This window comes from Pseudoalteromonas prydzensis (assembly GCF_011050055.1).
Taxonomy (GTDB): Bacteria; Pseudomonadota; Gammaproteobacteria; order Enterobacterales; family Alteromonadaceae; genus Pseudoalteromonas; species Pseudoalteromonas prydzensis_A.
The window spans coordinates 1-4880 of the sequence record NZ_DRGM01000188.1; the positions used below are offsets into that span (position 1 = coordinate 1).

5 protein-coding genes and 1 pseudogene are annotated in these 4880 nt (G+C 38.5%); 3 read left to right on the forward strand and 3 right to left on the reverse strand.

Annotated features, from left to right (window positions below; genetic code table 11):
• Positions 1–128, forward strand: a pseudogene (locus tag ENH88_RS19385) (short-chain dehydrogenase); the annotation flags it as partial.
• Between the two features lie 128 nt (positions 129–256).
• Here the strand turns inward: ENH88_RS19385 and ENH88_RS19390 are convergent.
• Entirely contained in the window at positions 257–865 is a 609-nt protein-coding gene (locus ENH88_RS19390) for a hypothetical protein (RefSeq protein WP_033032397.1), read from the reverse strand.
• Between the two features lie 117 nt (positions 866–982).
• Positions 983–1702 (reverse strand): hypothetical protein, encoded by a 720-nt coding sequence (locus ENH88_RS19395; RefSeq protein ID WP_304184818.1) that lies wholly within the window; start codon positions 1700–1702, stop codon positions 983–985.
• A gap of 397 nt (positions 1703–2099) precedes the next feature.
• Between ENH88_RS19395 and ENH88_RS19400 the strand changes: the two genes are divergently transcribed.
• Positions 2100–3413, forward strand: a complete 1314-nt coding sequence (locus ENH88_RS19400; RefSeq protein WP_304184821.1) for a M20/M25/M40 family metallo-hydrolase — start codon at positions 2100–2102, stop codon at positions 3411–3413.
• Between the two features lie 6 nt (positions 3414–3419).
• On the opposite strand, the gene ENH88_RS19405 is transcribed toward ENH88_RS19400, so the two are convergent.
• Complete coding sequence (locus ENH88_RS19405) at positions 3420–4313, reverse strand: LysR family transcriptional regulator ArgP (RefSeq protein ID WP_304184822.1); 894 nt, start codon at positions 4311–4313, stop codon at positions 3420–3422.
• Between the two features lie 95 nt (positions 4314–4408).
• Between ENH88_RS19405 and ENH88_RS19410 the strand changes: the two genes are divergently transcribed.
• Positions 4409–4880, forward strand: a 472-nt coding sequence (locus ENH88_RS19410) for a LysE/ArgO family amino acid transporter (protein ID WP_304184823.1), incomplete at its 3' end; no start/stop codon positions are given.

The window sequence follows — 4880 nt, forward strand, 5'->3', positions numbered from 1 at the left end:
CCCCGTTTTTTGATGAAGCAAAACCCGACAAACTCGACCCGCAAGATGTAGCCGACGCGGTATTGTTTGCTATTGAAGCAAACCAGCGCAACAGCGTACGCGAGATTTATTTAATGCCGACTAATTAACGTTGATTGGTTGAGTTTGAGCTGTCAGGTTTAATGCTAATGGTGTTAAACCTGATGGTTACTTGTGCTGAATAACGGCAAGATAGAATGAAGTAAAAGTATTACGCACTTAAAGATCTTGTTGTATTTTATTTACTGCGAACTTTGTCTTTGAAAAAGTTTTCAACATGCTCAACTGCATGTTTAATCTTTAATGAAAACTCATCATCCTCAGATGTATAATAAACAACTTTATCATTCTCTATTTTCCGCTTTGCACTATTATCTACTGTTGCACCTGGACCTGCATAAGCCCCCTTCATCCAGAAATGGAGCCAAATACCACCTCTTAATTTACCGATGATATCTCGTAATCCATTAAAACTATCTGCAGCAGAAATATCCCAAATAACTTTTGATTCAAGCTTGATAGTTTGAAGTTCAGCCCATTTATTCTCTAAAGTGGCAAAGCGATCTGAGTATATCTTTTGTTCCGCTGCTAATTGGCGACCAGCTTCAACTTCGTCTTTTGGGAGATGTAGCATTGGGTTTCGTACACCTTGGATGGCTTGTTCAACTTCATATGTTAGTAGTATAGCTTTCTTCGCTACCTCATATTCACTTGTGCCTTTTAATTGCCTTCGCCAAGTGTTTAAACCGATAACTCCAATAATAATCGCAGATACAGTACCAATAATAGCGAAAACATCCTTGGTTATAGCCCAGTCAATTTTTGAAATAGTTAGACAGATACTCACGAACTCTCCATAAAAGCTAATGCCCTCTTAACAAGCAAAAAATATGTTAGCTAAAAAAAGCGTTTAAGGAACAAAAGCCAACTTTTTTGCCATTGTTTAACAGCTTTTTTAGGTAAATTATTTTGACCAAAACTCAGTTGCTACTAGTTCATGATGCTTCATTGAATACACGCTATCAAAGTGAGATTTAGTAAAAAGACTATAAATAGGGAATATAATATCATGCGATTGTTCAACGATATCTCTTGCATCAGAATATACTAACCCGAAGTCACTCGCATCAAAGACCTTACGTCCAGTCTCTTTTGTAGACGAAAACTCTTTATGTGAGATCATTTTATTTCGTGCATTATTTACCCTAATACCAACTTCAGATTCCTTTAGATTTTGAAAATTAGTTTTAACTTTATCTAAAATCTCATCAAATGCTTTTGCTTTTAATTTTGCACTTTCAAGTCTAATATGTTCTATTGAACCTCCTGATAATGTACCGTCACATGAGTATATTTCTTTATTGCTTGTATCACAAAACCATTCTTTCAGCTTTGTAATAAAAGCTTCATCGTTTAAGCATTCAACCATATTACGAACACTTGCTACTCTTTTTTGACTATCAAATAGAATCGCACGCATTTCCGATAGGACATGCATATAAAGTGAAAAACGAAGACTATTTACACCACTCATTGCATACGAATCTTTCCAGCGAGAGAGCAATTCAGGGTTATCCAACAGATGCCCTAGCAATTTTTGATTCTGATCTGCTAAGAAATATGTATTCACAATACTTGATATAATCATCTTGTTTTTTTCAATACGTTTACGGATTACACTCATAATGACTTATTTCCAAGTAATTTAGTCTATGACATTTGTCGTTTTACAAACCGACAAATGTCCTTATATTACAATGACTTTATCCTAGCTATAAAATAAACACCTGTAAACGGTTAGTTAGCTTCGCCTTACCATTTCTAAATGTAGCAAAACCCCAAACTGGTGGAGATCAGTAATATCAGACAAATTACTGTTTAGTTATACAGCTTGATTATTAATTAAAAGATTATATTTTAAGTACCTGTGTTTAAACTAATAACACGTTCACCCTTTAACCCTTAAACTTGTAACTCGTTATTGCTTATAAAATTAGTTAAAAATCACAATCACCTTCTATTGAATACTGTGTATTTTTACTTCATATTAAATACTCTTATTTCTCACTTATTATGCTGTTATGTCATTTTTAAAATTTAGCCATGCACTTATTCTCACACTTGCTAGTACCTTACCGCTTACAAGCCATGCGGCGCTTGATAAAAACGAGCGTGAAATAGTAAAACAGGTCGATAAAAACATTCCCCAAGCACTTAAAGAAATAGAGCAAGCCGTAAATATTAATAGCGGTTCGCTTAATATTGAAGGTGTAAAAAAAGTAGGGGCGCTGACAAGCGAGCAGCTTAAAGCCATAGGTTTTAAAGTAGAATGGCTTGATGGCAGTGCGTTTAACCGCGCAGGTCATGTATTAGCAACCCATGAGAGTAATGACCCCGATGCAATAAAAATACTGATGATCGGCCATCTAGATACGGTATTTGCCAAAAACGATAACTTTACTACCTACAAACAGCTTGATGCCGATACAGCCAGTGGCCCAGGCGTTGCCGATATGAAAGGCGGTAACACGGTAATAATTACTGCACTTAAAAGCTTACAAGCCCTTAATTTACTCGAAAATGTAAGCATAAAAGTGTTACTAACCGGCGATGAAGAAAGCAGCGGTCGCCCGCTTAGCTTATCTAAACAAGCTATTGTTGATGCGGCAATTTGGGCTGACGTAGCGCTTGGTTATGAAAATGGCGATAACAATATAAAAACAGCTATGGCTGCACGCCGTGGTTATACCGGTTGGACGCTAAACGTAACGGCAAATGCGGCGCATTCTTCGCAAATATTTAGCGAAAACGTTGGTTATGGCGCTATTTACGAGGCATCACGCATTTTAAATGATTTTAGAGAGCAACTTGCCACGCAACCTAATTTAACGTTTAACCCGGGGCTTATTGTGGGCGGTACTAATGCCGATTACGACAGTGCTAATTCGTCAGCAACGGCGTTTGGTAAAAGCAACGTAATAGCACAAACCGTGCATGTAGCAGGTGATTTACGCGCACTTTCGCCAAAACAATTAGAAAACGCAAAAAGATCAATGCAACTTATTGCTAGCAACAGTTTAAATGGCAGTAAAGCAGAGCTTATTTTTGAAGACGGTTACCCGCCAATGGCATTAACTGATGGCAATAAAAAGCTATTAGAATTATACAGCGACGCAAGCCATGATTTAGGCTTTAACAAAGTAGTAGCCGCTAATCCACGTAATGCAGGTGCGGCAGATATTTCATTTGCCGCAAACCATGTTGATATGGCACTTGATGGTTTGGGCTTAATGGGTAGCGGTGCGCACACTAAAAACGAAACAGCCGACTTAACCAGCCTTGATAAAAACATTAAAAAAACTGCATTACTCATTTATAGATTAGGGCAGTTATAAACACCTTTAAATTGGTTCTAATCGGTTAGCCGCAACTTGCATTGCAAACTTACGCAGTGCTTTAAGTTGCGGGCTTTCACTTTGCCAATAATGCCAGTACAAGGACGTATCAATATAATACTCTGGAAATAAGTCAACTAACTCCCCTTTTTGCAAGGAATCGCCAAGCTGCAAAGTCGGCAATAAACCATAGCCTAGGCCTGCTATCATGGCTTGTTTAAATCCCTCTGATGAAGGATATATATGCATATACTCTGGCGTTGAGCCGTTAATATCTTCTAAAAACTGGTGCTGTAGCTTATCGTACTCACTAAAAACTAAACAGGGCAGCTGCGCCAATTGCGAAAGCGAAGTGAGATTATGCTGTTTAATAAAGTCAGGACTCGCAATTGCCTTGTAGCGTATAGCGCCTAATGAGCTTGCTAACCCGCCATTTACAGGCTCAGGAGATGAGCTGATACACACCATTACCTCGCCATCTTTCATCCTTTTATGAGCGATGGATTGATCTTCTGAGATCACTTCAAATCTAAATTTACAATCAGATTCTGTGTCTAGTATAGCAAGGGCTTCTGGCAACCATGTTGCTAGTGAGTCAGCATTGGCAGCCAACTTTACACTAAGAGGTGTATTTAAGCTGGAGTGTTCGTTAAGTGCATCTACGTTTAAAGCAACTTCTAACTGCAGCACTTGTTGTAAATGATTAAGTAAACGCTTGCCAAGAGCGGTCGGGCGCGGTGGCTGCGTTCTAATAATTACAGGCTCTCCAAGTTTGGCTTCGAGTTGATGAATCCGCCGACTTACTGACGATTGCGTAATAAATAGTTTTTTAGAGGCTTTTTCAAACCCGCCTTCACTAATAACCGCCGACAGTGCATTGAGTAGTTGATAAGCAATCATGAGTTTTACGCATATAACCCTAAATATATTCATTGGATTTGTAACAGATTACACCCTACCCTGCAAGGCATTGAATAATTGAGTGGATTTAAAGTATGTCGTTTTTATCGGGTGTGATTCTGGGACTAAGTTTAATTATTGCTATTGGCGCGCAAAACATCTGGATTTTAAGCCAATGTATGGCTGGCGCTAATCGGTTTGTTTTAGCCTCGGTATGCATTATTTGCGACGCGACTCTTATTTTAATAGGTGTATTTGCAGCAAATGAATTACGGCAATTATTACCGGGCTTACTACCTTGGTTAACGTGGGGCGGTATTGCGATGCTATTGTACTTAGCGTATGGATCTGCAATGCGAGCAGTTAAAGGGACTTCGGGTTTAAAGGTAAGCCAAGTAGAAAAAGTAAGCTGGTGGAGTACTGCTCTTTCGGCCTTTGCAATTAGTTTGTTAAATCCACATGTGTATTTAGATACCGTGTTATTACTTGGCAATATTGGCGCTTTACAACCAAACCCAATGCATTTTGCACTTGGCGCTTGTGTTGGCTCAATAATTTGGTTTAGCA